Genomic DNA, 23,048 nt, shown 5'->3' with positions numbered 1-23,048 from the left:
CACCCGTCGAGTACGAGACCAACTACTACACGGAACTGACAAAACCCCAGGTCACAACCACAATCTGAGATCTCTACCGAACCCGGGGCGGTTCACAGCGTCGGTGGGGGCAGGTCTACCTGCGGGGGCTGCTGACCGACGGTAAGCGCAAGTCGGTCGAGCCGATGGCGGCCCGGCTGGGTGAGGACGGGAATCGGCAGGCGCTGGCCAATTTCGTGACCACCAGTCCCTGGGATCCGGCGCATGTGCGGGCCAGGGTGGCCTGGAGAATGGAAGCGGCGATCCGGCCGTCCGCGCTCATTTTCGACGACACGGGGTTCTTGAAGGACGGGGGTGCCTCGGCGTGTGTGTCGCGGCAGTACACCGGCACGGCGGGCAAGGTCACCAACTGCCGGGTCGGCGTCTCGCTGCATCTCGCCCGTGACCACGCCTCGGCGGCGGTCAACTGGCGTCTGTTCCTGCCCGGGACGTGGGACCCCGACTCGCCGAAGGCCGATCCGGCCAAGGCCGCCCGTCGTGCCGTCTGCCAGATCCCCGAGGATGTCGGGCACGTGGAGAAGTGGCAGCTGGCCCTGGACATGCTCGATGAGACCCGCTCGTGGGGCATCGAGGTGCCGCTGGCCATCGCGGACGCCGGATATGGCGACGCCGCCGCGTTCCGGCACGGGGTGCAGGCCCGCGGCCTGAACTACGTGGTGGGGATCTCCACCACGCTGTCGGCCCAGCCCGGCGACGCGGTGCCGGTGACCGGGCCGTACTCCGGGACCGGACGCCCACCGGTGGCGAAGTACCCGGACAAGCCGCAGTCGGTGAAAGAGCTGGTTGTCGCGGCGGGCCGGAAGGCGGCCAGGCCCGTGCAATGGCGGGAGGGTTCCCGGTCCGGCGCGGGCCGCTCCGGCGTGAAACGGATGTACTCCCGGTTCGTGGTCCTGCGGATCCGGCCCGCCGGACGCGAGGTCCGGCAGGCCACCGACGGCCCGGAGCTGCCCGTGTGCCGGCTGCTGGCCCAGTGGCCCGCCGGTGAGAGCGAGCCGGTCCAGTTCTGGCTGTCCGACCTGCCCGCCGACACTGCGCTGACCACCTTGGTCCGGCTCGCCAAGCTCCGCCGGCGGATCGAGCACGACTACCGGGAGATGAAGCAGGCCCTGGGCCTGGCCCACTTCGAGGGCCGGACCTGGGGCGGCTGGCACCACCACGTCACCCTTGTGTCCGCCGCGCACGCCTTCTGCACCCTGCAACGGCTGGCCCGGGCCCCAAAAGACACGGCGCCAGCCTGAGCCTCTACCAGATCGTCCGTGAACTGCAGACCCTGCTCGCAGTCCGGACCGGCGCCTGCCCCACCTACCACCGCGACACACCCACCCCAATACCGACCTGACCAAGCACTACTAGGATGCGAGCCGCTCCGCGGCCCGCTCACCCCGCCGCCCGACCGGCTCGACCCCATGGGCTTCGCCGAGCCCAGTCGGTGGCATGGCGTGGTAGATCGCCTCGTACGAGCCCGCCGGCACGATGTATGTCTCGTGCCAGATGCCGACACTCCCCGCGGCGCTCCGCGCACGGCGGTTGAACGCCGCCCAGGCGGGGCGGTGCTGCTGTTCCGGGGCCGAGGCGTAGGCGAGCAACTTCTCGCGCGACTCCCAATACTGGACAAACGTGTGGGTGCGCAGCCCGGCCGTGTACCCCCGGTATCCCAGCAGCCCGCTGCCCTCCTCGCGCGCAAGCTCCTTGAGCATGCGCGGCATGGCTGTGAAGGTGGGCAGCCAGTGGCGCACCGACCGCCACCGGTTGATCCGCATGCCGATGAGGAAGATCACCACGTCCCCCTCGGCCGCCGTCGTGACTCGCCCCGCTATCGGTGCCGTACCCATGCCGCGCTCCCCACTCTCTGTACGCTATAAGATAGTGACACTATCCATCTTTGGATAGTGTCAGTATCCGAGGGAGGGTGCAAGTTCGATGAGACTGGCCGAGCTGAGTGAGCGCAGCGGGGTGTCCACCTCGACGATCAAGTACTACCTGCGGGAAGGGCTGCTCCAGCCCGGCCACCGGGTCACCGCCACCCAGGCCGCGTACGGCGAGGAGCACCTGCGCCGACTGCGTCTGGTGCGGGCGCTGATCCAGATCGGCAAGGTGCCGGTGACCGTCGCGCGGGAGGTGATCGCCGCTGCGGAGGACACGTCGCTGGACCACCACATGCGGCTCGGCGCGGCCGCCCGGGCGCTGCCGCATGACCCTGGGCCCGCCGAGGACGACGAGGCGACCGGGATCGCGCGCCACTCGGTGGAGGCGTTGCTGGAGCAGTTGGACTGGCACTGCATGCACGACGACCCCTCCCCCGCCCTCGGCACGCTCGTCGCCTCTGTCGCCGCGCTCGTCCGCCTCGGCTACCCCTGCGACAACGCGCGCCTGCTGTCGTACGGCCGCATCGCCGCCGAGCTCGCCGTTGCCGACCTGGACGCGGTGGAGGAACAGCCCACGGCGGCCGGGCAGATCGAGGCGGCGGTCGCGCTGACCGTGCTGTACGAACCGGTGCTGCTCAGCCTGCGCAGGCTGGCGCACATCCAGGAATCGGCCCGGCGGTTCGGGGGCCGCTACTGACTTCGGCTCATCAGGGTGAACCTTCACGACCAAATCCGCAGTACGCGTACGCCGAGGCCGGGGCTGGGACCTGCAGCGCGTCGACCTGGAATCTGCTCTCATCTGTACGGCGGCACGCTGGAGGGCGACGCTGTACGCGACCTCGCCTGCGTCCCGGTCGGGCAAGGCGCCCGCGTTTCCGAACACCTCGACCAGCAGCATCCGACGCGGCCTACGGCACTTCCAGTACCGCAGTCACCTCATAGACGACTGTCTCCCCTAAACCGGCCTGACCATCAGGCCTACCTGCACAGCAGCACGACATCACGGTGGTGGAGGAGATCTGGTCGCAGCGGATCTGCGCGCCGTCGGCCTGCCATCGGGTCGCGGCCGGGGTTTCTACTGGCGAGTAGGCGGGCTGAACGCCCAGGTCAGTGCCGTGCTGGTGGGGGCGGAAGCGGTTGGTGAGCGGTACGCCGAGGGTGAGCCGTACACGCAGGTGGAGACGGGCCCGGTGGTGCGGGTGCGGGTGCTGGCCGGGGCGGGGCGGCACGGATCTCTGACCGTGACCCGGCTGCGGTGAGCGGCCCGCCCCGACCGTCGCATGACCGGGTGCCTGTTACGGGGCGACCTCGTACTTCACGATCGTGTCCGAGCAGTCCGTGGAAAGCTTCTCCAGGGCGGCCCGTTCCTTGTCGTCCGCGGTGAGCTTCCAGCGGAGCTTGGTGGCGGTCCAGCCGGCCAGGTAGGTGGGCTGGATTTTCTCGGGTGGCACATCCAGCCCATCTTCGATATGGGTGATCAGGGTCTTCTCCGGAGACAGGCGCAGGCCCATCGTGGACAAGACCACGGCGATCTCCTCGCGCAAGGTTTCGGCATCCGATCGGGAGCCGGAGACCATCAGGCACCAGTCGTCCGCGTACCGCGACAGGCGGTAGTTGGGCAGACCATGGCGGCGCCGTCTGGCCCGTTTCACCTTGCCAGTTGACGGGCCTCCCGGCGCCTGGGCCACATACTCGTCCAGTACCGACAATGCCACGTTGCTGAGCAAGGGCGAGAGGATTGATCCCTGCGGAGTCCCGGCAGTGGTCTCCCACAGCAGGCGATCCTCACCGAGGATGCCTGCTTTGAGGAATATCTTCACCAGGGCCAGAACGCGTTTGTCCTCGATTCGGAGGCGCACCCGGTCCATCAGGGCCGCGTGCGAGATCTCATCGAAGCATGCCTTGATACCGCCTTCTACGATCCAGTCGTACGACTTGGACGTGAGATAGCGAACCTCGGCCACCGCGTCATGAGCCCGGCGATTCGGTCGGAATCCGTAGGAACACGGAAGGAAATCCGCTTCGAAAATCGGCTCCAACACCAGTTTCAAGGATGCTTGGGCCACCCGGTCGGCAATGGTCGCGATTCCGAGACGGCGAAGTTTCCCACCCGTCTTCGGAATCATTCGCTCCCGCACCGGAAGCGGGCAGGAACTGCGGTCCTTCAGTTGCGACCGCAGCCCGTCGAGAAAATCCTCGACCCCCTGCCCGGCCTCGATGGAACGGGGCGTGCGTCCGTCCACCCCTGCCGCTCTGGCCCCCCTTGTTGCTCCGCACCCGATCCCAGGCAACGAGCAGAAATCCAGGATCGGCAACGAGATCGTAGAGGTCGTCGAACCTGCGATGAGAATCATCACGGGCCCAACGGTGCAGCTTGGTCTGGATATTCAGTACCCGTCGCTCCGCCACATATAAGGCGTGCTCCAGTTCGTCGGTATTCACCAGCGAAAACCTCCCGGCATTCCAGTACTTCGACTGCTGACTTGCTGGCCCCCTTCGCCCTGCGGCCGTCTCTCACGGCCTCCATGGCGGGTCGTCACGCCCGCGACTACTACGGGGCCTCCGCCCCATCCCACGGCCATCAGTCGGCAACGGACCTGCCCACCGCCGAACTGGCTGCCCGGCAGAAGGGCGACCGCGGATGGTTCCCACGTTCACGATGTGATCGATCGGTCAGGGAGGCGCCCAGCTCTACTCCGGCAGCGTCGCCACGTCCACGCCGCAGACTTTCAACGTGGCCTCCCCACCGACACAGCTACACGGCTTCGGAGTTGGGCCCCCACCCGTGCGGGCGGAGTCCCACGCACTGCACACCGGCCCATATCCACCAGATTTGACCCGGCTTCGCGCTTACGGAGCTTCAACCACTGGTTCGCTCTCGCTACACCTTCTGACCTCGCTGAACAGGCCCGCACCGTCTGGCAGTTCCGGCACGACCCGTCTTCGTCGGGGCCGCTTGCCGCCCTCACCGGCGTTCCCCGGGTCAGGCTGCCCCAAGCTTCGATCAGGCCGCTGCGACGGCCCAACGGATGCGGTCTTTCACCGCCTTCCGATCATCATCGCGCCTCGTGGCGCACAGCTGGGTCGCGAAAAAAGCCGAGGCCGTCCGCAGGACCTCGTTCGCACGCCTGAGCTGTGCGTTCTCCTTACGCAGGGCGGCAAGCTCGTCCCGCTCGGCAGTGGTGAGCATGTCGTCGCATTCGCCGGCATCAGCCTCGGCCTGCCGGATCCAGTTACGCAGGGCCTCATGGTGCACACCAAGCTCCTCGACCATGCGGCGGATCACGGGCTTTGGCTCGGCGGTCCGATACATCCGTACCGCACGCTCACGCAACTCCAGCGGGTACTTCCTCGGCGCAGGCATCGTCTGGACTCCTCTCACGAGACCCATCTGACCGCCTGTCACCCATCCCCGCATCTCGGGGGAACCTCACGGGCCAGCAGGGGGAGACGCGTGTCCAATCCCTCGTCGTCGAGGACCGGCCGGCCCGCCATATGTGTCATGAGGAGTGACGGATACTCGCAATGCGCGGCAGTCGGATCAACCGCGACCAGTCCAGGTGCCGGCTCGCCCAAGCCAGGGTCAACGGTCGGGCACTCGCTGCCTCATCGTGGTTGGTCACCGTGTCACCTCATCATCCGGCTGGCGACCCGCACGAACTCTTTAGGAGAAGCGATGACCGTGCGACTGTGACCAGTCCGGCAAGATCGCATCCAGGCACGGGCCACTCTGCGGCGTCGGGGCACCCCCCAGACTCCCGCTCGGCCGTATCCGCCTGCACTGGGAGCCCGCCTCCCGAGCGGGCTGGGCTGTCACCGCCCACCTCGGCCTGGCCACCATCGAGGTCCTCCTCGCCTCCTGGCCCGCCGCCCCCGACGACTGGCCGCGCCTGGTCCACCCCACCCTCCACGAGGTGACCGGCCTGTGCGCCGCCCTCGCGGTCGCCACTGTCGCCCTGGACCTCTCCCACCGCCTCGCCGAGGTCTGACCGCAAGCGCAGAAGGCTGCCCCGCGCCGACCGGCAGGGGCGGTCTTGCCGTACGCCCGCCCATCCGGATCTTGCGTACGCTCATCACCGACGAACGAGGAGGACACGATGGCCGACGACCAGCAGCTCTGGGGATATCCGGAGGTCGCCGCCCACCTGGGCATCAGCGCCTCCGCCGTGGAACGGCGCGGTCCTGGCCGACGGCGGGGACGGCAAGACACCACACCGGGCCTCAACTGGTCCGGTCAAGCCTCTGCAGTCTCCGGAGACTCAAGGCACTGGCCAGTGGTCCGGGCGCCAGTGAGAGCAAGGCCCAGGGCCATCCGACGTGCGCGGCCAGGTGCGGCAGCAGGAGGACCGGTACCGCCGCGAGAGAGTATCCGAGCGCCATCTGCACGGTCAGGGCCGTCCCCACGGCGGTCGGGTCGGAGGAGTCAGCAAGCAACGCTGAGTACATCGGTGAATCCCCGATCACCGATGCCCCCCAAACGATCAACATCACCGCAGTCACTATGTCGGGAAGAAGTGGCAACGCTGGTGCGAGGAGGCAGCAACAGGCCGAGATGGTGACGACTACGGTCGTGACACGGACTCTGCCCCACCGATCGGCTGCGGAACCTGCGCCGAAGCAGCCGATGGCCCCGGCTACGCCGATCAGCAGGAACGGGCCCCATCCCGGGACACCGAGGACAGGGCCCCCCGAACCGGGCAACGCGGCGAGCAACGCGACCGACCATGTCCACAGGCCGTAGACCTCCCACATATGGCCCAGATAGGCCAAGGTGACGAGCCGCTGTCGCCTGTTGCGGAAGAGCTGCCAGGCGGCACCGATCCGTAGTGTGTCGGTCTCGCTCGTGTGCGGGCCGGTCCGAGTCGTCGTCGCCAGCCCGGCTGCCAGTGTCGCGGCAACCGCCGAGATGAGGAGGACACTTCGCCAGCCCGGCAACGGCAGCGTGCGGAGTGCGTGCGGAAGAGCGCTGCCCAACGTCAAGGAAGCCACGACCAGTGCGACTGCCGACCCGCGGCGGGCCAGGGTCCATGAGGCGACGGCCTTCATCCCCGGCGGATACACCGCCGCAAGAGCGATTCCCGTGAGGACGCGCAGAGCAAGGGTCGGCGCGAATCCGATGGGTAGAACCGCAGGCAACGCTGTGCACGCGGCAGCGATCAGCGAGCCCAGCGGCAGGAGTACGCCCGGGCGTACCCGGTCGGCGACGCGCAGCAGCCCCAGTCCCAGCGCTCCGGCCGCGAACCCGAGCAGGACGCAGCTCGTCAGCCACGAGACTTCGCCCGAGTCGAGGTTCCAGTGCCGCGCCAGCTGCGGCGCCACCGCTGACGTCGCGTACCACGTGCTCAGTGCCAGCACCTGGACGAGCGCCCCGAGAGTGACGTTCAATGCGACGGCTCCAGGGCGCAGCCGGTCGTCCATGAGGACCATGGCCGGCACCCGGGTCGACCGCGCGTTGCCGCTCACATCGACAGGCTTGTCCATACCGTCTTCGTCTCGAGGTATGATTCGAGGTTCGCGTGGCCCATCTCACGGCCGTAGCCTGAGGTCTTGAATCCACCGAACGGTGCTGCGGCATCAGTGGCACCGTACATGTTGATGTAGATGGTGCCCGCCCTGAGGAGTTTCGCCAGGCGGTTCGCGCGGGCGATGTCACGTGTCCAGATGCCGGCCGCGAGACCGTAGGGTGAGTCGTTGCCGCGCGCCGCGATCTCTTCGAGGGAGTCGAAGGGCTGGGCCACGACGACGGGACCGAAGATCTCCTCGCGTACCGCTGCCATTGTGTCGTCGACATCGGTCAGAACGGTGGGACGCAGGAAGTATCCGTCCGCGTCGACGCCAGCCGGGGCTACTGCACCGGCGGCGGCAGTCGCGCCACCGGTGAGCGCGCCGTCGATGTAGCCGCGGACTCGGTCGAGCTGGGTTCGACTGATGAGCGGACCGAGGTCGGTGCTCGGATCGAGCCCCGGTCCGACGCGCATGCTGTCAGCCCGTTCGGACAGGGCGCCCACGACGTCGTCGAAGCGGGAGCGTTCGACGTAGAGGCGTGAACCGGCACTGCACGACTGGCCGGCGTTCGAGAAGATCGCCGATGCCGCGCCGGCCACTGCCTCCTCGACAGGAGAATCGGCGAAGATGATGTTCGGACTCTTCCCGCCGAGTTCCAGCGTCACGCGCTTGACCTGTGCGGCCGCCTTCTGCGCCAGGTGGATCCCGACACGGGTGGAACCCGTGAAGGCGATCTTGTCCACGAGTGGGTGTTCGACAAGTGCCTCGCCTGCTTCCGGTCCGTAGCCGGGGAGGATGTTGAGAACACCGTTGGGCAGTCCGGCCTCGAGGCCCAGTTGGCCCAGGCGGATCGCGACGAGCGGGGTGTTCTCGGCGGGCTTGAGGACGATCGCGCACCCGGCGGCCAAGGCGGGCGCAATCTTCCAAGCCGCCATGAGAAGAGGGAAGTTCCACGGAATGATCTGCGCGACGACACCAACGGGTTCCCGCTCGGTCCGCACCATGGTGTCGGGCACGGACACCGGAATGGTGTTTCCCTCGATCTTGCTGGGCCAGCCCGCGAAGTACGCGAAGTGCTTGATGGATAGTTCCACGTCGTTCTGGCGGGCGGAGCTGCGCACCTTACCGCCGTCGAGTGCCTCGAGGTCGGCGAGTTCTTCGGCGTGGGCCTCGAGCAGAGCGGCGAAGCGCTCGATGATCCGGCCGCGGTCGAGGGCGGACATCCGTCGCCACGGCGAACCGGGCTCCATCGCCGCAGCCGCGGCCCGCACGGCGCGGTCCACGTCGGTGACTCCTGCCGCGGCTGCGGTCGCGATCTGCCGGCCCGTGGCGGGGTTCAGTACGGGGATGGTGCCGCCCTTGTCAGCCGGTACCATCTCGCCGTTGATGAGGAGCCGCGGTGGGGCCTGGAGCAGAGCCGAAACGGCTGGGCTGAGGTTGGGTGTCGTGCTGGCGTCTTCGATGACGCTCATGTCTGGCCCTCCTGAGGCATTGCGTTGCGGTAAGTGAGCGGGTGCGGGCGCCTTAGCGCGCGATGGGCGGCTCGAGCACGGCGGGGTTGGCGATCGCGGGGGGCCGCTCACCCGCCACCCACGCGCGCAGGCCGCGTTCGGCGATCTTGGAGTGCTCGGTCACGACGTCGTCGGAGGCGCCGCCGATGTGAGGGGTGAGGGTGACATTGTCGAGGCTGAGCAGCGGATGGTCGGCGGGGACCGGCTCGGTCCAGAACACGTCGAGCCCGGCTCCGGCGATCTGCCCCTCGGCGAGCGCGTTGACGAGCGCGTCCTCCTCCACCACCGCGGCGCGCCCTGCATTCACCAAGTAGGCATCCGGACGCATGAGCCGCAGCTCCCGGTCACCGATCAGCCCGATGGTGGACTCGGCCAGCGGGACGTGGACGGTGACGATGTCGGCCGTGGACAGCACCTCGTCGAGTTCGACGATGCGCGCCTGGTCGCCGAACGCGTCGGACGGGAGGAACGGGTCGTAGACGACGACATCCATGCCGAAGGCCCGGGCCCGCTGCATCATCCGGCGCCCGATGGCGCCACCACCGAGGATGCCGAGGGTGCGTCCGGACAGCCCGAGCCCGCGAAAGGTCGAGTAGGGCTCGAACACGTCCTCGGACTTCCATGCACCGCTGCGCAGCCAGCGTTCGGCCCGGCCGGTGTGCCGAACGGTCATGAGAAGCAGTGTGAAGGCGAGATCCGCGGTGACGTCGGCATTGCGGGCCGGGGTAGTCAGGACGGCGATCTCGCGTGCAGTACACGCTTCCACGTCGACGTTGACCGGGTTTGCACGGCAGGACACGACGACCCGCAGCTCAGGTGCCTTGTCCAAGGTGGCTTCGTCGACGACGTCGACCTCGCACACGAGTGCGGTCGCGCGGGCGAGCTGCTCGTCGAGTCCCCTGGTCGCCAGCGATGTGCCGGCCAGAGAGGGCTCGACGAGTTCGACGTCGAAGACGTCCTCGAGCAGCTCGGCTCGAGCTTGGTCGAAGGGTGCGGTGACCAGCAGGAGTGGGCGGGCGCTGTGGGTGGTCTGGTTCGACATGAATTTTCCTTGATTTCGTAGTCAGGGATCAGGTTGCGGGGGGTGCGTCCGCGGAGAGGGCGGCCGTGGGTTCGGACGCGGGGCTCGCGTCGGCGGCGTGTGCGGCCGCCTGCACCGCCCGCAGGTCCGGCCAGTGGCGTCGCACGGCGTCGCGGACGTCGCGGAACACCTGGGCCTGGGCGTCGTGCAGGGCTCGCAGACGGGGATCTGCCTCGAAGATCTGAGCGTCGTCGCCGAACTGGGCGAGCGCGGCGGGAAGGTCGGGTGCCGCGCCGACAGCAACGAGGGCCAGCGCGCCCGCACCGCGGGCGCCGAGTTCGGCGAAAGTGGAGCGGACGATGCGGCGACCGGTCACGTCGGCGACGATCTGACAGACGACCGGCGATTGCGCCCCACCGCCGCAGAGCCGGACCGTCGCGTCAGCGTTGATGCCCAGTACGTCCATGCATTCGCCCAGGGACAGAGCAATGCCTTCGTAGACGGCGCGCAGCAGTTCTCCCGGGCTGGTGCGTACGGTGATGTTCAGCCATGCCGCCGAGGCCGCGGTGTCCACGAAAGGCGCTCGCTCACCGCTTACGCCCCCGTAGGGCAGGTAGAGCACCCCCCCGGCCCCGGCCGGAACGGCGTTGACGAGTTCTTCGATCTGTGACCATTCCAGCCCGGCCAGGCCTGTGGCCTCTCGCGCCCAGTCGAGGTTGGGGGTGCCGTTCATCGGGGCGAGGCACTCGATGACCTGAGTTCCCTGGCCCAGGTTGAGGGTGATGACCGGTACGTCAACGGGCGCGCTGACGCGCTCCTGTACGGCACCGACGAACGCGGTGGTGCCGAGGATCGCGTACGCCTCGCCCGGCCCGACGACTCCCAGGCCGACGCCGCCGGCCGGCGTGTCGACCAGGCCGGTCGCAACGGGCAGACCGACGGGCAGGCCGGTCTCTCGCGCTGCTTTCTCCGTCACTCGGCCGCACACCGCATCGGGTGGGAACAGGGGCGGCAACAACCGACGGAAACCGCCGTGGCCCAGGCCTTCGATGAGCTCCTCAGAGTAGCGCCCCGTGGCAACGTCCAGGTAGGTGCGCGAGGCCTCGGAAGCCTCCGTTCCCACAACTCCCGTAAGTTGGAAACGGATCCAGTCCTTGCAGTTGAGCTGCGTCGCCGCGCGGGTGAGGAGTCCGGGATCACTGTCCTGCAGTTCTTCCAGGAGAACGGGCAGGGCCCCCGGGAACAGGGCCGAACCCGTCGTGCAGCGGACCAGTTCCCCGCGCCCGTCGGCCTCCCATCGAGCCACCCGCTCGGCAGCTCTGCCGTCCAGCCACAGTACGGCTGGACCGGCGGGACGTCCGCCGGCGTCCACGAGCCACGCACCGTCGCCCTGGCCCGTCACGCTGAGCCCGAGCAGCTCGACATCACCGGCTTCGGCCAGTGCCGCGCTGATTGTCTGCCCGACAGCGGACCAGACCTCGTCCATGTCCTGTTCGGCGTAGTGCGGTTGCGGCCGCCGGATACGGACCGTCGATCTGGCGGCCCCGAGCACGTCACCCGTCGTGCTGATGACGACGGACTTCACCGACGTCGTGCCGGCGTCGATGCCCAGTACGGCCTGGACTCGGCTTCTCATCGATACCTACTCTCTCCGTTCGGGTTCTCCAGCGGATCAGCCTGCGGCGGGTTATTCAGAGATGACCCGAGTGGCCACCGGGGGAGCTGGATCGACCTGTGGACCGTGCCCCGGGGCTTCGACGCCCACCTCACGCAAGAGGAAGGTGAGGAAGATCCCGACGATGTAGAGCGCCGCGAGAATCCAGACAACCGGCCCGACACCCAGCGGCCCGACCAGCGCCGCCACGGCCGGGCCCCCGAAGTTGCTGAGGCCGGCACCGAGATTCAGGACCGCGACTGCGGCCGCCTTGTGCTGCGGAGCCAGGAGCGGGACGACGGCTGACAGCGGGACGTACATGCCCAGCGCGAGACCGTAGACGATGCCCAGGGCCATGATGACGACGTAGTTCGCACCGACCGCCTGCGGCAGGTAGTAGAACCCGAGAACGGTGATCGCTGTGGCAGCTCCGCCGCCCCAGGCGATGACATTGATGCGGCCGAACCGGTCGGAGGCGTAACCGGAGATGAGGTTCGCGGCCACGTTCGCCGCAAGCATGGTGCCCCAGATCGAGGACCACTGCGACTGGCTGAAGCCGACCGTCTTGACCATGTACACGTTGAGGAACACGGCGAACGAGTAGTACGAGATCGTGTTGATGAGGCGGACAGCGCCGCCGATACCGACCTTCGGGCGTTCCTTCATGATGGCGATGCCGCGCTTGAGCCCCTCGATGGTCTCCGCACGGGTGACTCTGCGCGCGCCGGCCCGGGACTTCACCAGCACTGCGATCATGAGGGCAGCGACCGCGACGAATACCAGCGACGACCACAGGGTGGCCAGTTCCCCCAGCGGTTCGACAGTGACGGCCACGAAGTACCCGCTGATGACCCCCAGGCCCATGGCGTTGAAGAACCAGTACCAGCCGACGGCTTTCCCCATGACCGCATCGGGCGTCTCCATGGTGACCCAGACAAGAAATCCGTAGGCGAAGAACGGGTAACCGATGGCACGAATCGCGTAGGTCGCGATCATCACCGGGTAGTTCTCCTGCATGACGCCGAGGGTCAGGAACGCGAGTTCCAGCACGATCCACAGGCACGCGCCGATGAGCATCACTCTTCGCGGGCCCCAGGCCTCGGCCAGTGCGCCGGCCAGCCAGGCGGCGACCGCCACGACGATGCCGTAAGCGCTGAACAGCCCTGCGACCTGACCACCACTGAACCCGCGTTCCTCCAGGTAGGTCGACAGGAAGCTGAGTTCGATCCCGTCGCCGACCATGAACAGCATGAGGGCGATGAAACCCCAGAGCAGGACCCGGGAGATTCCTTGGTTCGTAAGGGCATGCGTCCACCGGCTCTGCGGCTGCGCGACGCCGTCCTGCGTCGTCATAGACTCCTCCTTGAGTCTGAACATTTGTACACTCGGTGAACCGGTGCTCAAACATCATGACTCCGCCGCCTGCGCTGTCAAGGTTCTTCTTTCGCTTTCGTGATGCGAGCATGGCGACCGCCTGTCGGTATTCGACGAATATGCCCAAATTGCGAGTGATGCTCCTTCGCCGCAGCCGGGTGCGAACACTTACAGGCGGCAACCAGTACCGGTGAAGGGGCCGTGGACCGCGACCGGGAACGCCGCTCGGGGGCCGTGACGGCGCGCACCTTGGAGTCGACCGGCTTGCGCCGACCCGCTCCGTCATCGCCCGTATTCATCGGCGCACCACCGGCGCCGGCGTCCACGGAGCGCGGCTCTGCAGTACCGGTCTCGCGCATCGTCGGGGCGGCTGGGCCGGGCAACTCTCCCGGCTTCGCGCAGAGCCTCCTGGCTTGCGGCAGCAATGGCCCGTGCTCCATCGAGGATCCATCGGACAGCCTTGCGCTCCGCAGTGCGGCCGGGCATCATGGCGAACGGAGGTGCAGCAGTGCGAACAAATGCTCACGATCCGTTGCTCGGCAAGGCGGCCCGGCTCTACTACGACCACGGTCTCACCCAAGCCGAGATCGGTGAGCTTCTCAGCCTGTCCCGGGTGAAGGTGACCAGAGTCCTTGCCGAGGCCCGACGCGCCGGCATCGTTGAGATCACCGTTCACAGTGACGAGCGTCCCTTCGCCGACATCGAGGCAGCCCTCGTACGCCGGTTCGGCCTGCAGAGCGCATGGGTGTGCCCCAGCCTCGGGCCCGGTGAGGAGCGGTCACCTTCGTCGCTGGGCGTGACCGGGGCGGAGGCCCTCGCCTCGGTCCTCCCGCACGTCCAGCGAGTCGCGGTCGGCATGAGTACGGCCGTCGCGGCCAGCGTCGCCCATCTGCGTTATCAGTCCGACAGCGCCGTCGAGGTCGTGCCCTTGGCGGGAAGCCGCGGCGGGCGCTCCAGTGAAGCCAATCCACACGAGGTGGCTACCACTCTCGCCCGCGTCGTCGGCGGCACGGCATACCACCTGCCCGCCCCGCTACTGGCGACGGCCCCCGAGGCAGCCGCCGCCATCCGCGGGCTCGACGAGGTCCAGGGCACTCTCGATGCCGCAGCCGCAGCCGACGCTCTCGTCGTGGGCATCGGCGGCACGGCCCGCGTCGCCCAGGCTCTTCGCCGCTCGGTCACCGAGACCGAGTTCGCGACTCTCCGGGAGCTCGGCGCTGTCGGGGACGCCTCCGCCCGCTTCTTCGACGCGAACGGTGAAGCTGTCGACGGACCGATCGACAAGCGTGTCATCGGACTGACCTTGGAACACATGCGGGCGATCCCCACCCGAGTGGGGATCGCAGGCGGCATCGAGAAACACATTCCCTTGTTCACCGCGTTGGAGACGGGGCTCGTCAACATCGTGGTAACTGACATCGACAGCGCTCGCTCCCTCCTCACCCGCCCCGTCGCCAGACCCGTGACGGCCTGAAATACTCAGAGGAAACACGATGAAACACCCCACCACAGTCGAGGGCCTGTTCACCCAACTCGCAGAGGTAGGCCGTCTGGCCGTGGAACGCGGCTTCGTGCTGGCCAGCGGCGGCAACCTCTCCGCGCGCCTGCCCGGCAGCGACACCTTCGTCGTCACCGGCGCCGGCACCTGGCTGGACCGGCTCGGCAAGGACGACTTCACGAGCATGACCCTGGCCGGGGACGTCACAGGCGGGGCCGAACGCCCTTCCAGCGAATGGAAGCTGCACCAGCGCACCTACCAGGAGCGTCCGGACGTCAATGCCGTGATACACCTCCATCCCCAACACACCGTCCTCCTCGATGCCCTCGGTCACAAGATCCGGCTCGTGTCCCTCGACCACGCGTACTACGTGCGCTCCATCGGCACCGTCCCCTACAACCCCAACGGTTCGGACGAACTCGCGGACACCACAGCTGAGCAGGCGAAGACGCACAACTGCATCATCCAGTCCCACCACGGCTGCTCCGCGCACGCCAAGGACATTGGCATGGCGTTCCGCCGCATCATGAACCTTGAGGAGGCCGCAACCGCGACCTACAGAGCTCTTACGCTGGGTGACCAGAAGACAACTTTCCCTTCAGAGAGTTTTGCGGCTCTGCACCACGCGTAAGCAGCGCCCCACGTTCCCCACGAGGTGCATGCCGAGTACGACGGCAGCGCCAGTTCCTTCCAGCGGGTGCGGGCCCGCAGGACGCCGGCCCGCGGCACGCCGAGTTCGGCGGCCCGGTCGAGCACCTGCGGGCGGGCGCGAAGTACAGCTCAAGAAGCGGCTCTACACCGCACGCGACAGATACACCAGCTACCCACCGGACCTCTAGGGCCACTGTCACGTTGACTGGCCGGGTGGGATGATCTTCTGGTTGGTCGTGCCGGGAGGGGGTCGTTCGTGAGAGCAGAAGTACCTGTGACGGGCCGTCGACCAGGACGGTAACGTGCTCGACATCCTCCTGCAGAGCCGCCGGGACAAGGCCGCGGCAGGGCGCTTCTTCCGCCGCCTGATGAAGAAGACCCGTACGGTGCCGCGGGTGGTCGTCACCGACAAGCTCCGTTCCTACGGCGCGGCGCACCGCGAGGTCATGCCCTCGGTGGAACACCGTTCCCACAAGGGCCTGAACAACCGGGCGGAGAACAGTCATCAGCCCACGCGGCAGCGCGAACGCGCCATGAAGGGATTCCGCTCCGTCGGCGGGGCCCAGCGGTTCCTGTCCGCGTTCAGCGGCATCTCACCCCACTTCCGCCCTCACCGCCACCTGATGACAGCCTCCGACCACCGAGCCGAGATGGCTGTCCGCTTCGCGATCTGGGACCAGATCACCGGCGCTGCCGGCCGGCCCACCACGGCCTGACCGCAGGCCCGGACCGAGAGCCCCCCAGGCCACGACGCGCCGTCAGGCATCTGCAACCCAACAACGTGACAGCACCCCTGGCGGACCTGGTCGCCGCCGACACCCCACTCGGACCCGAACAGGCCGCCGCCCGGCTGCGGGTGCGCCGTGCCGACTTCGATCACATGGTCCGGCTCGGTTGGGTCCGCTCCCCGCAGTCGATCGAGGTCCGCTTCGGCACGAGCCGGGCCGGGGCCGTCGACGTCGCGCTCTACACCACCGCCTCCGTCGACGCGATCATCCCGCCCACCCGGAAGCCGACTGGGAGCAGCTGCGCGCGGTGGAGAAGGGCCGGCGCTCTCCGCTCGCTTCACTGGCGAAGCAGGTCACCCCGTCCTGACCGGTGGATGGGCCTTGCTGGGTAGTGCGGTATCGCTCTGCCTGTTTGCAGGGCTGACTGGCACAGCAGGTTGCTGTGCCAGTCAGCCCTGGTGGTCATGGACGTATACCGAGCGCGGTCCCTTGTCCTGATAGCTCAGTTCGCCTCGCTCGACAGCGGCCTGGAGTTTGACGCGAACCGTTTTGCGGTCGCGCTGGGCGATCTCGGCTGCGGCGCTTGTACGCAATCCTTCGGGACCGCGCGCGTAGATCGCGGCCAGCACGGCTGGCCACCAGTCCTCGTCCGGGCGGCCCATCGTTCTCCTGCTGCGGCCGCACGGACCCTTCCCCAAGCACAGGAGCGGGTGCGCCGGGTTCGTCCGCTTGGAGGAGGAACAGACCTTGGAGTGCGCCCAGCAGCGGTCCCCAGTGCAGCGCGAAGTTGCGGGGCCGGTCGCTTCCGTAGGGGAACTCGTACTGGTCGATGTTCTGGAGGCAGTTCCAAACGTGGTGCTCTGGTGGCAGTGTGCCGCGCAGGTATACGAGAGCGCCTCAAGAAGACCCAACCGCGATCGTGTTACGAGCTATCAGGAAGCGGTGCCGGGCTATTGGAGCCGTACCGGTCCAAGGCCGCGCCCTCGGAGGGTGTCGTCGGGGTTGAGGAGCAAGCATGCCTTCATCGACAGGCAGCCGCAGCCGATGCAACCGGTGAGCTCGCGTTCGAGGATTTCGATGACGCGGCGGCGCTCCTCCAACTGTTTCTTCCAGCGTCGGGAAACGCGTTGCCAGTCTTTGTGGGCCGGCGCGCGATCGGTGGGGAGGTCGACGAAGACCTCGGCGACGTCCGACAGCGGGATGTGGAGGCGTTTGGCCACGATGATCAAGGCGATCCGGCGGAGTGTGTGCCGGGAGAAGACCCGCTGATTGCCGATGGTGCGTTCGCTGAAGATCAGGCCCTTGCGTTCGTAGAAGTGCAGGGCGGAGGCGGGCACGCCAGTCCGGCGGGTAACCTCGCCGATCGTGAGAAGGTCGTCTGGACTGGCATGCACGAAGTTACTCCTTGCTTGGTTCCGGGCGCTGGTGGTCAGGTAGTGCGGCGGGACGTCGCGGTGCGGCTGTGAATCAGGACGGCAACGATGATCGACAGGACCAGGCAGAGCAGGCCGACACCGACCTGGGTCACCTGCCAGGACCAGGTGAAGGCATCCAGTTCCGCGCTTTCGGATCTGTCAGTCAGGCGTCCGGCACCGACTGCGGCAGCGTGGGCGGCGTCGCCGAGCCTGGCCGTCAGGAGGCCGATGAGGGAGGCGCTGTAGGCGGCGATCACGAGAGCCTCGGCCGCTCCCCTCAGGGTGTTGAGGAAGCCGGCCGCCATGCCGACGGCGTCGGCATGGACCAGGGCCATGGCCTGGCCATCGGTGATACCGAAGGACACGCCCATGCCGACGCCGATCATCACCAGCGGCGCCGCGACGGCCAGCACCGGGTCGTCGGCGTTCAACGTCACCAGCCACAGATTGCCGGCCGCGACCAGCACCAGAGCGGTCGAAATCAGCAGGCGGGCCGGAACACCCTTGTTCACCAGGGCCACGGCGACCATGGGCATGATCAGCACGGGGGCGGTCAGTAGCAGCATCGTCACCCCTGCGGCCGCAGGGGAGAGCCCGGCCGCCGCCTGCAAGTAGGTGGGCAGGAAAACCAGGACGCCGAGGAACCCGATGGAGGTGGTCAGGGTCGCCAGACTCCAGCCCAGGAAACCGCGATTGGCGACGAGGGCGGGCGCCAGCACCGGAGTGGTGCTGCGCCGCTGAACGACGCCGAAGACGATCAGCACAACCAGGCCGACGAACCCGCCGAACAGAACGACCGGGTGCAACCAGCCGAGCACCGGCGCCTCCAGGAGCGCAAACATCATCAGTGCCAGTGCCACGACGAACAGGACACTGCCCGCCCAGTCGATACGGTCGGCACCAGGCGCGCGGGACTCGCGGACTCGGGTCCCGCCCGAAGCGACCAGCAGGCCGACGACGGCGAAGACTGCGAAGCTCCCCCGCCATCCGGCTACGCTGATCAGCAGGCCCGACAGGGTGGGACCGGTGGCGATCCCGACCCCGGCCATGGTTCCCATCAGCGCGAACGCGCGATTGCGGGCCGCGCCGTCGTAGCTGGAGGCGAGGATGGCGCCACCGGCCGCCATGATCCCGGCGCCGCCGACGCCTGAGACGATGCGGGCCATGTCGGTGACAACGATCGTCGGGCTCAGCACCGTCCCAAGGAATCCGGCCGCGAAGACCAGTGCCGAGACTACGAACACCCGTCGCCGACCGATCCGATCAGCGGTCGAACCCGCGATGAGCGTCATGGCTGCGAAGGCCAGGTTGTAACCGGCGACGACCCAGTTCAACGGGGACCCTGATGTATCGAGATCACGACCGATGCTCCGCAGTGCCACTGCGGTCCCCGAGATGGACATCGCCACCAGGACGACACCGACCATGACCACCGGAAGCGTCAACGGAGAGGACCGATCCGCCGGATCCGGATACCGAGCGGGGTCCGCGACCGTGCTGTCCGTGCTGTTCGCCATGGCTGCTCGCTTCTTCTAGTCGTGAGGCAGAGGGCGAACAGCCCACCAGCTCAACCGCAGTTGAGGTCAAATACGCTGGTAGAGGCATGCCGATACAAGGTCCGCGTCCCCTGTGCCAGGTCGCGTCCTTGGAAGTCGGAGCCGTGAGTACTGACTTCGGCTCGTCGGGGCGAACCTTCTCGAAGTTCCTGACGTGTTCACCGTGGTGGCTGTATTCCGTGTTGTGTGGGGTACGCGGAGTGGCCTGGAAGCGGCAGGACCCGGTGCCGGGAGGCGCCGGCGCCACGGACCGAACCCCCTCTACTACCGCCACCACGAACTGCCCGAGCACTGCCAGCAGTACAACCGGGACCGCGCCCGCCGCGCGCCCGGGCGAACGCGCGGCGGTCGAGTAGTTCGACGGTGACGGGAAGCCGCCGGCGGCCGGCTGCTTGACGGCTGAATCGATGTCAGGAGCCGCCCGCAGCCGCGGTGGCACCCTGGAGGATCAAGTCGGCCACGGCGTCAGGGCGGGCGATGAGGGACACGTGGCAGGAGTCGATCTCCTGCGTGTGGGAGTGGGCGCGTTTGGCCTCGAAGCGCTCCTGCTGGGGGCTGACGGTCATGTCCTGCCGTCCCACCAGGGCCCAGGACGGAATCTCCTTCCAGGCCGCGACCTTGGCCGTCTCGGAGAACGCGGTCGTGGCCGCCGGGCGCTGGGTGACACCCAACAGGTTCGCCTGGCTCTCGGGCAGGCAGTTGGCGAAGACCGGGTGGACCTTGTCCCGCTTGAGGTAGAGGTCGGTGCCGCCGCCGGCCGTCCGGTACGGCACGGAGTTCGTGGCGGTGCCCAGGGCGGTGGGGAAACGGGCGGACAGCGACATACCGCTCTCACCGACATCCAGCATCAGCGCGTTGATGTAGATCAGGGATTTGACCCGGGGGTTTCCCGCTGCGGCAGTACTGATGACGGCACCGCCGTAGGAATGACCGGCCAGTACGATCGGGCCTTTGACCGTCTTCAGGACGGAGGCGATGTATGCGGAATCGCTGTACAGGCCGCGCAGCGGGTTGGCCGGGGCCATCACGGTGTAACCGCGGCGCTGCAGGCGCTCGATCACCCCGTTCCAGCTGGAGCTGTCCGCGAAGGCGCCGTGCACCAGGACGACGGTCGGCTTGGCTGCGCTCGCACCGCTGTTCGCTGCCACCGGGACCGTGGTCAGCGCGGACAGGGCGGCGACCGCGCACCCTGCCGTCGCCACGCGCAGCGCTCTGCTTCGGAGCAGTGAGCCGTGTATCGCGGGTACTGTCATGGTGGCCTCGCTCTCGATAGGGGCCTACGGCACCTCAGCGTTCACGCGGTCAGACCGAACGGGCCAGGCAATGACATCCAAAGGAGTGACTTCGGCGCGGCACCGGAGTGACATCCCGCATCAGCCGTGGTTGCCCCGGCCGGTCTCCGTAGGCGGAGGCGGCGGCTTCCGCGGGTAATACGGGCGCGGCTGCTCGCCGCGGTGCGCGCGCTGGTGTCGGACCCGCCCCTGAAGAGCGCGGTCGATCCAACACGGTTGGCGGCCGTGGTGCTGAAGGCGAAGGCAAGGTGTCGGCCGACTTCAGCAGACGGATCGCGGCGAAGGAGCTGGGGTGGTGGGTCGGGCTGGAGCGGTCCTGCAGCGCGCACCAAGTGCTGCCGGAGCCGCGTGAGCGCGGTGTGTTCGGCTCGAACGAGACGGTCAGCGAGGCCGGTCGGATGACGGGCCTGGAGTACTGGGTGATCCCGATGTACCGGGCGCGGGTGTGTCAACTTAATGGCTGATCTTGGTTGTTGAGTTGGTCAGTGGTCGGTGGGGGGCAGTCGACCCTCGAAGGCGACCTGGAAAGCGTTCAAGGGCGTCTTCCAGCGCATGCTCCACCGCCTGCGGCCCTTGCCGGTCGGGTCCAGGCTCATCAGCGCCGTGTAGAGGCACTTGAGCGCCGCGGCCTCGTTCGGGAAGTGCCCGCGGGCCCGGACGGCCTTGCGTATGCGGGCGTTCACGCTCTCGGTCGCGTTCGTCGAGCGGATGACTTTGCGGATCTTGACGTCGAAGGAGAGGAAGGGCACGAACTCGGCCCAGGCGTCGGACCACAGCTTCACGATCGCCGGATACTTCTTGCCCCACGCCTCCTGGAACTCCAGGAACCGCGCCATCGCCGCGTCCTCGCTTGGCGCGGTGCAGACCGGCTTCAGCGTCTCGGCGATCTTGTCCCAGTCCTGGCGGGCCGCGTAACGCAAGCTGTTCCGCAGCAGGTGAACGACACAGGTCTGGACAACCGTTCGAGGCCAGACGGCCTCCACCGCAGCGGGCAGGCCCTTCAGCCCGTCGCAGACCAGCATGAGCACGTCGTCGATGCCACGGTTCTTCAGCGGTGAACACGTGCAGCCAGTACTCCGCGCCCTCGCCGCCGTCGCCGGCCCGGATCCCCAGGACGTCCCGGGTGCCTTCGGTGGTCACGGCCATGACGACGTGGACCGGGCGGTTCGCGGCCTGGCCGTCGCGAATCTGGACGTTGATGGCATCCACGAACAGGACCGGATAGACGCGGTCCAGCGGGCGGTTGGACCATTCCGCCATGCCCTCCATCACCTTGTCGGTGATCGTCGAGATGGTCTGCTGGGAGATCTCCGCGCCGTAGACCCCGGCCAGGTGCGCAGAGATCTCCCCGCGTGTGAGCCCCTTTCGCGGACAGCGACAGCACCATCTCGTCCACGCCGGTCAGGCACCGCCGCCGCTTCTTGACGATCTGCGGCTCGAACGTGCCGGCCACGCCCCCGGGGGACCTTCACCTCGACCGGGCCGACGTCGGTCAGCACGGTCCTCGCCCGGGTTCCGTTCCTGCTGTTACCGCTGATACGGCCCTCGGCACCGTGCTTCTCGTATCCGAGGTGACCGGTGATCCCGCCCTCCAGAGCGGACTCCAGCACCCGCTTGGTCAGCATCTGCAACAGGCCCCCCCCCCCGCCGGTCAGTTGCAGCCCCCCGGATCAGGCCCGGTCCACGAGCATCGCAACCAACTGCTCATCCGACGCGCCCGACACCGCCGAGACCGCCAGCTCCGCCACGGACTCCTGCTCGACAACGACCTCGGTCATCTCTGGCATCTCCTTGATCACCAGATCCGCCGTTGATGAGACACTCCCGCGGCGTGCCCGTCGGGGTCATGATGATTCCAGTGTTTTCGCTGGGGTGCTGCGCGGAGCTGAAGGTGTTCCGGTAGGTCTGTGGGGAGACTCCGGTGTGGCGGGCGAAGTGCTGGCGGAAGGTGGAGGGGGAGCCAAAGCCTGTCTCGTCGGCGATGCGTTCCACGGGGATGGTGGTGGTCTCCAGGAGTTCCTGGGCGCGGTGGACACGGGCTCGCAGGAGCCATTGGAGGGGGGTGGTGCCGGTCTGGGCGCGGAAGTGGCGGTTGAGGCTTCGGATGCTCATCGCGGCGTGGCGGGCGATGTCGTCCAGGGTGAGGTTGTGGTGAAGGTGGGCTTCCATCCAGCGCAAGGTGGGCTGGAGCGTGGTGTCCCGGCTGTCGGGGGCGGGGTGTTCGATGTACTGGCTCTGGCCGCCGTCGCGTTGCAGGGGCATGACGGTGTGGCGGGCGGTGGTGGCGGCGAGTGCGGCGCCCAGGTCGCGGCGTACCAGGTGGAGGCAGAGGTCGAGGGCGGCGGCTACTCCCGCTGAGGTGATCAGGGTGCCGTGGTCGATGTAGAGGCTGCTGCGGTCGACGTCGATGGCGGGGTGGCGGCGGGCGAGTTCGGCGGCGTGGTGCCAGTGGGTGGTGGCGCGGTGGCCGTCGAGCAGGCCGGTGGCGGCGAGGGTGAAGGCGCCGACGCAGATGGAGGCGAGGCGGGCTCCGCGCTCGCCCGCGGAGCGGAGTGCCTTGATCACGGGGGCGGAGGGCTGGTCCAGGAAGCGCGCGTGGCCGGGGATCACCACGGTATCGGCGTCGGTAAGGCCCTCCAGGCCCCAAGGCGTGTTCAGGTTCAGGCCGCCGAACTCGGCGGCCGTGGCCACCCGCCGTCCCGGGGCGCAGATGCGGATCTCGTAGTGGTTCCGGCCAGCCGTTTCGTTGGCTGTGCCGAAGATTTGTCCGGGTACGGACAGCTCGAACGGAAGGGCTCCGTCGAGCGCGAGGATCGCCATCACTGCCATGGCCAGAACCTAGCGGACATCGTCATTCCAGCCGCTTCCGGGGTGCCTGCGGCGGCGGAAGGATCGAGGTATCACCCCATTCGCCCTGGAACCCCCGGGGCGCGAGTCGG

General features: G+C 67.9%; 18 protein-coding genes and 6 pseudogenes. 9 read left to right on the top strand and 15 right to left on the bottom strand.

Annotated features, from left to right (window positions below):
• Nucleotides 1-95: 95 nt before the first annotated feature.
• Nucleotides 96-1,277: pseudogene (locus ACIHCL_RS34545) on the top strand (IS701 family transposase); the annotation flags it as partial.
• A gap of 111 nt (nt 1,278-1,388) precedes the next feature.
• Here ACIHCL_RS34545 and ACIHCL_RS34540 read toward each other — a convergent pair.
• Complete coding sequence (locus ACIHCL_RS34540; RefSeq protein ID WP_399868271.1) at nt 1,389-1,871, bottom strand: DUF4188 domain-containing protein; 483 nt, start codon at nt 1,869-1,871, stop codon at nt 1,389-1,391.
• An 88-nt stretch (nt 1,872-1,959) separates the two neighbouring features.
• Here ACIHCL_RS34540 and ACIHCL_RS34535 point away from each other — a divergent pair, with 88 nt between their 5' ends.
• The 3 genes and pseudogenes from ACIHCL_RS34535 (at nt 1,960) to ACIHCL_RS34525 (ending at nt 3,163) form a co-directional block, all read left to right on the top strand.
• On the top strand, nt 1,960-2,601 hold the full coding sequence (locus ACIHCL_RS34535) for a MerR family transcriptional regulator (protein ID WP_399868270.1): 642 nt from the start codon (nt 1,960-1,962) through the stop codon (nt 2,599-2,601).
• 196 nt (nt 2,602-2,797) lie between these two features.
• A pseudogene (locus ACIHCL_RS34530) lies at nt 2,798-2,863 on the top strand (IS630 family transposase); the annotation flags it as partial.
• A gap of 156 nt (nt 2,864-3,019) precedes the next feature.
• Nucleotides 3,020-3,163, top strand: a complete 144-nt coding sequence (locus ACIHCL_RS34525) for a hypothetical protein (RefSeq protein WP_399868269.1) — start codon at nt 3,020-3,022, stop codon at nt 3,161-3,163.
• 36 nt (nt 3,164-3,199) lie between these two features.
• Here ACIHCL_RS34525 and ACIHCL_RS34520 read toward each other — a convergent pair whose 3' ends face one another.
• The 8 genes and pseudogenes from ACIHCL_RS34520 to ACIHCL_RS34485 all read right to left on the bottom strand — a co-directional run bounded on the left by ACIHCL_RS34520 (nt 3,200) and on the right by ACIHCL_RS34485 (nt 12,972).
• Nucleotides 3,200-4,258: a reverse transcriptase domain-containing protein gene (locus ACIHCL_RS34520; RefSeq protein ID WP_399868273.1), complete on the bottom strand. Its 1,059-nt coding sequence runs from the start codon at nt 4,256-4,258 to the stop codon at nt 3,200-3,202.
• Between the two features lie 650 nt (nt 4,259-4,908).
• A complete protein-coding gene (locus ACIHCL_RS34515; RefSeq protein ID WP_399868267.1) occupies nt 4,909-5,268 on the bottom strand; it encodes a transposase in 360 nt (119 codons plus the stop codon).
• A gap of 62 nt (nt 5,269-5,330) precedes the next feature.
• Nucleotides 5,331-5,483: pseudogene (locus ACIHCL_RS34510) on the bottom strand (aminoglycoside phosphotransferase family protein); the annotation flags it as partial.
• A 642-nt stretch (nt 5,484-6,125) separates the two neighbouring features.
• Nucleotides 6,126-7,385: an MFS transporter gene (locus ACIHCL_RS34505; protein WP_399868266.1), complete on the bottom strand. Its 1,260-nt coding sequence runs from the start codon at nt 7,383-7,385 to the stop codon at nt 6,126-6,128.
• Nucleotides 7,364-8,881 (bottom strand): aldehyde dehydrogenase family protein, encoded by a 1,518-nt coding sequence (locus tag ACIHCL_RS34500; RefSeq protein ID WP_399868265.1) that lies wholly within the window; start codon nt 8,879-8,881, stop codon nt 7,364-7,366. The genes ACIHCL_RS34505 and ACIHCL_RS34500 overlap by 22 nt, the downstream gene beginning before the upstream one ends.
• Nucleotides 8,882-8,933: 52 nt before the next feature.
• Complete coding sequence (locus ACIHCL_RS34495; RefSeq protein WP_399868263.1) at nt 8,934-9,962, bottom strand: NAD(P)-dependent oxidoreductase; 1,029 nt, start codon at nt 9,960-9,962, stop codon at nt 8,934-8,936.
• Between the two features lie 28 nt (nt 9,963-9,990).
• Entirely contained in the window at nt 9,991-11,577 is a 1,587-nt protein-coding gene (locus ACIHCL_RS34490; protein ID WP_399868261.1) for an FGGY family carbohydrate kinase, read from the bottom strand.
• A gap of 51 nt (nt 11,578-11,628) precedes the next feature.
• On the bottom strand, nt 11,629-12,972 hold the full coding sequence (locus tag ACIHCL_RS34485) for an MFS transporter (protein WP_399868260.1): 1,344 nt from the start codon (nt 12,970-12,972) through the stop codon (nt 11,629-11,631).
• A gap of 505 nt (nt 12,973-13,477) precedes the next feature.
• Between ACIHCL_RS34485 and ACIHCL_RS34480 the strand changes: the two genes are divergently transcribed.
• The 4 genes and pseudogenes from ACIHCL_RS34480 to ACIHCL_RS34465 all read left to right on the top strand — a co-directional run.
• Nucleotides 13,478-14,443, top strand: a complete 966-nt coding sequence (locus ACIHCL_RS34480; RefSeq protein WP_399868258.1) for a sugar-binding transcriptional regulator — start codon at nt 13,478-13,480, stop codon at nt 14,441-14,443.
• Nucleotides 14,444-14,462: 19 nt separating this feature from the next.
• Nucleotides 14,463-15,098: a class II aldolase/adducin family protein gene (locus tag ACIHCL_RS34475; RefSeq protein ID WP_399868256.1), complete on the top strand. Its 636-nt coding sequence runs from the start codon at nt 14,463-14,465 to the stop codon at nt 15,096-15,098.
• Between the two features lie 298 nt (nt 15,099-15,396).
• Nucleotides 15,397-15,834: pseudogene (locus ACIHCL_RS34470) on the top strand (transposase); the annotation flags it as partial.
• Between the two features lie 77 nt (nt 15,835-15,911).
• A pseudogene (locus ACIHCL_RS34465) lies at nt 15,912-16,213 on the top strand (hypothetical protein); the annotation flags it as partial.
• An 82-nt stretch (nt 16,214-16,295) separates the two neighbouring features.
• Here the strand turns inward: ACIHCL_RS34465 and ACIHCL_RS34460 are convergent.
• From ACIHCL_RS34460 to ACIHCL_RS34445, 4 genes are all read right to left on the bottom strand, one after another.
• Nucleotides 16,296-16,508 carry a hypothetical protein gene (locus ACIHCL_RS34460; protein WP_399868254.1) on the bottom strand — a complete coding sequence of 71 codons (213 nt, stop codon included), beginning with the start codon at nt 16,506-16,508 and terminating at the stop codon, nt 16,296-16,298.
• A 288-nt stretch (nt 16,509-16,796) separates the two neighbouring features.
• Nucleotides 16,797-17,240: a redox-sensitive transcriptional activator SoxR gene (gene soxR / locus ACIHCL_RS34455; RefSeq protein ID WP_399868252.1), complete on the bottom strand. Its 444-nt coding sequence runs from the start codon at nt 17,238-17,240 to the stop codon at nt 16,797-16,799.
• A 35-nt stretch (nt 17,241-17,275) separates the two neighbouring features.
• Nucleotides 17,276-18,778, bottom strand: coding sequence for an MFS transporter (locus tag ACIHCL_RS34450; RefSeq protein WP_399868251.1), 1,503 nt, complete (start codon nt 18,776-18,778; stop codon nt 17,276-17,278).
• 449 nt (nt 18,779-19,227) lie between these two features.
• On the bottom strand, nt 19,228-20,019 hold the full coding sequence (locus ACIHCL_RS34445) for an alpha/beta fold hydrolase (protein WP_399868249.1): 792 nt from the start codon (nt 20,017-20,019) through the stop codon (nt 19,228-19,230).
• Between the two features lie 338 nt (nt 20,020-20,357).
• Here ACIHCL_RS34445 and ACIHCL_RS34440 point away from each other — a divergent pair, with 338 nt between their 5' ends.
• The gene (locus tag ACIHCL_RS34440) at nt 20,358-20,573 is read left to right on the top strand and encodes a hypothetical protein (RefSeq protein ID WP_399868247.1); all 216 of its coding nucleotides are present in this window, start codon (nt 20,358-20,360) and stop codon (nt 20,571-20,573) included.
• Nucleotides 20,574-20,591: 18 nt separating this feature from the next.
• Here the strand turns inward: ACIHCL_RS34440 and ACIHCL_RS34435 are convergent.
• Both ACIHCL_RS34435 and ACIHCL_RS34430 read right to left on the bottom strand, forming a co-directional pair.
• A pseudogene (locus ACIHCL_RS34435) lies at nt 20,592-21,800 on the bottom strand (IS256 family transposase).
• Nucleotides 21,801-21,813: 13 nt separating this feature from the next.
• Nucleotides 21,814-22,938 carry a GlxA family transcriptional regulator gene (locus ACIHCL_RS34430; RefSeq protein WP_399868246.1) on the bottom strand — a complete coding sequence of 375 codons (1,125 nt, stop codon included), beginning with the start codon at nt 22,936-22,938 and terminating at the stop codon, nt 21,814-21,816.
• Nucleotides 22,939-23,048 lie beyond the last annotated feature (110 nt).

It is taken from the genome of Streptomyces sp. NPDC052042, from assembly GCF_044548345.1.
Taxonomy (GTDB): Bacteria; Actinomycetota; Actinomycetes; order Streptomycetales; family Streptomycetaceae; genus Streptomyces.
This window is presented reverse-complemented; position numbering and strand designations above follow the sequence as displayed.

Excerpts from the sequence above, each read along its gene's own strand:
- ACIHCL_RS34540 (WP_399868271.1), bottom strand. The coding sequence starts at position 1,871 with ATGGGTACGGCACCGATAGCGGGGCGAGTCACGACGGCGGCCGAGGGG.
- ACIHCL_RS34535 (WP_399868270.1), top strand. The coding sequence starts at position 1,960 with ATGAGACTGGCCGAGCTGAGTGAGCGCAGCGGGGTGTCCACCTCGACG.
- ACIHCL_RS34520 (WP_399868273.1), bottom strand. The coding sequence starts at position 4,258 with ATGATTCTCATCGCAGGTTCGACGACCTCTACGATCTCGTTGCCGATC.
- ACIHCL_RS34515 (WP_399868267.1), bottom strand. The coding sequence starts at position 5,268 with ATGCCTGCGCCGAGGAAGTACCCGCTGGAGTTGCGTGAGCGTGCGGTA.
- ACIHCL_RS34505 (WP_399868266.1), bottom strand. The coding sequence starts at position 7,385 with ATGGACAAGCCTGTCGATGTGAGCGGCAACGCGCGGTCGACCCGGGTG.
- ACIHCL_RS34500 (WP_399868265.1), bottom strand. The coding sequence starts at position 8,881 with ATGAGCGTCATCGAAGACGCCAGCACGACACCCAACCTCAGCCCAGCC.
- ACIHCL_RS34495 (WP_399868263.1), bottom strand. The coding sequence starts at position 9,962 with ATGTCGAACCAGACCACCCACAGCGCCCGCCCACTCCTGCTGGTCACC.
- ACIHCL_RS34490 (WP_399868261.1), bottom strand. The coding sequence starts at position 11,577 with ATGAGAAGCCGAGTCCAGGCCGTACTGGGCATCGACGCCGGCACGACG.
- ACIHCL_RS34485 (WP_399868260.1), bottom strand. The coding sequence starts at position 12,972 with ATGTTCAGACTCAAGGAGGAGTCTATGACGACGCAGGACGGCGTCGCG.
- ACIHCL_RS34475 (WP_399868256.1), top strand. The coding sequence starts at position 14,463 with ATGAAACACCCCACCACAGTCGAGGGCCTGTTCACCCAACTCGCAGAG.
- ACIHCL_RS34460 (WP_399868254.1), bottom strand. The coding sequence starts at position 16,508 with ATGGGCCGCCCGGACGAGGACTGGTGGCCAGCCGTGCTGGCCGCGATC.
- ACIHCL_RS34450 (WP_399868251.1), bottom strand. The coding sequence starts at position 18,778 with ATGGCGAACAGCACGGACAGCACGGTCGCGGACCCCGCTCGGTATCCG.
- ACIHCL_RS34430 (WP_399868246.1), bottom strand. The coding sequence starts at position 22,938 with ATGGCAGTGATGGCGATCCTCGCGCTCGACGGAGCCCTTCCGTTCGAG.